Annotated in this window: 1 protein-coding gene; it reads right to left on the bottom strand. The window is 68.9% G+C overall.

Going from position 1 to position 2,444, the window contains the following annotated elements:
• The coding region (locus ACFZCP_RS45835; protein ID WP_391443239.1) for a beta-ketoacyl synthase N-terminal-like domain-containing protein at window positions 1-2,444 on the bottom strand (2,444 nt) is incomplete at both ends.

The following is a 2,444-nucleotide window of genomic DNA, read 5'->3' on the forward strand; positions in this document are numbered from 1 at the left end:
AACACGAACCCGACCCTGCCCACACCACCCACAACCCCGGACACCACACCCGGAACCTCACGACCCCCCGCCAACGCCTCCAAACCAGCAGTCAGTTCGTCACGGTCCGCACCGACGACGACCGCCCGGTGCTCCAACGCACCACGCGACACCGCCAGCGACCAACCCACATCCACCGGATCCACGTCCTGGCGCCGCCCGACGAAGGCCCCGAGCCGGCCCGCCTGAGCCGCCAGACCCGCCGCCGACCTACCCGACACCACCCACGGCACCACCGGCAGCTCAACACTCCCGTCCCCGACACCAGGCTCAGCACCACCGACAGGAACAGCATCAGCAGGTGCCTCCTCGATGATCACGTGCGCGTTCGTCCCGGAGAACCCGAACGACGACACACCCGCACGCCGAGGCCGCCCCACCTCCGGCCAGGCCACCGCCTCAGTCACCAGTCGGATGGCACCGGCCTCCCAGTCGATGTGGGAGGAGGGAGCATCCACATGCAAGGTCGCCGGGACGATCCCGTGCCGCATCGCCGCAACCATCTTGATGATCCCGGCCACGCCGGCGGCCGCCTGCGCATGACCGATGTTCGACTTCACCGACCCCAACAGCAACGGCCGCTCCTCCGACCGCCCCTGTCCATACGTGGCCAACAACGCCTGCGCCTCGATCGGATCACCCAACCGCGTACCCGTACCGTGCCCCTCCACCACATCCACGTCATCCGCCGCAAGACCGGCATTGCTCAGGGCAGTCCGGATGACCCGCTGCTGGGCCGGACCATTGGGCGCGGTCAGACCGTTGGACGCGCCGTCCTGGTTCATCGCCGTACCAGCCACCACCGCCAGGACCCGGTGACCATTGCGCCGGGCGTCCGACATCCGCTCCAGCACCAGAACACCGACACCCTCACCCCAACCAGTGCCGTCCGCAGCCTCCGCATACGCCTTGCAACGCCCATCCACCGCCAGACCCCGCTGCCGCGAGAAATCGATGAACGTCCCCGGCGTCGACATCACCGTCACACCACCCGCCAACGCCAGCGACGACTCCCCCGACCGCAACGACTGGCAGGCCAGATGCAACGCCACCAACGACGACGAACACGCCGTGTCCACCGTCACCGCCGGACCCTCAAGACCCAGCGCATACGCGACACGGCCCGACGCCACACCACCCGAACCACCAGTACCGAGATACCCCTCCACGTCCTCAGACACCACACCGGCCGGCAGATAGTCGTGATAGATCAGACCCGCGAAAACACCGGTGTCACTGCCCCGCAACATGCTCGGATCGATCCCGGCGTCCTCCAACGCCTCCCACGACGTCTCCAACAGCAACCGCTGCTGCGGATCCATCGCCACAGCCTCACGCGGACTGATCCCGAAGAAGCCCGCATCGAACTCACCGGCGTCGTAAAGGAACCCACCCTCACCCGAGTAGCTCTTGCCCGAGGCTTGAGGATCGGGGTCGTAGACATCCGTAGCCCAACCACGGTCCGTGGGGAAAGTGCCCACCGCGTCCTCACCCGAGGCCAGCAGTTCCCAGAACTCGCCGGCGGAGGACACCCCTCCCGGGAAACGGCACCCCATGCCGACGATGACCAGACGGTCCTCATCCACCGGCACGCCACCCGCCACCACCGGCAGCGCGACACCCGCCGACACGGCACCGGTCCCACCGACCACCTCACGCACCACGAACCCGGCCAGAGCCGAGGGCGTGGGGTAGTCGAACACCGCCGTGGCCGGCAGTCGCAGGCCGGTCACCGTGTTCAACCGGTTGCGCAGCTCCACGGAAGTCAGCGAGTCGAAGCCGATGTCGCGGAAGGAACGCCCGGGCTCGACGGCCTCGGGGCCACTCATGCCCAGGACCAGGGCGGCCTGTGCCTTGACCAGATCCTGCACGGTCTCCTGCTGCTCGGCAGGACTCGTGGCGGCCAGCCGGGCGGCCAGCGTGTTCTGGCCGTCGGTACCGGACTCTGCGACCGCACGGCGGGCGGGCGCGCCGGCACGCGACGTGCGCACCAGACCGGACAGGAACGGCGGCACGTCGCCGGAACGCTGCAACGCGGCCAGGTCGAGCCGGGCTGTCACCAGCAGGGATTCCGCGTAGTCCGTGGCCGCGTCCAGCAGCGCCAGCCCGTCGGATGCGGAGAGCGGCAGCAAGCCCTGGCGGGCCAACCGCTGCCAGTCAGCATCGGTGAGATCGCTTGCCATGCCTTGCTCCCACGGCCCCCAGGCCAGGGACACAGCGGGCAGGCCCTGCTGGCGCCGGTGCGCGGCCAGTGCGTCCAGGAAGGTGTTGCCGGCCGCGTAGTTGGCCTGCCCCGGGTTGCCCCAGACCCCGGCGATCGAGGAGAACAGTACGAAGGTGTCCAGGTCGAGGTGACGGGTCAGCTCGTGCAGATGCCAGGCCGCATCCACCTTCGGCCGCATCAC

Origin of the sequence: Streptomyces sp. NPDC007971 (assembly GCF_042958635.1) — a bacterium.
Classification (GTDB): Bacteria; Actinomycetota; Actinomycetes; order Streptomycetales; family Streptomycetaceae; genus Streptomyces.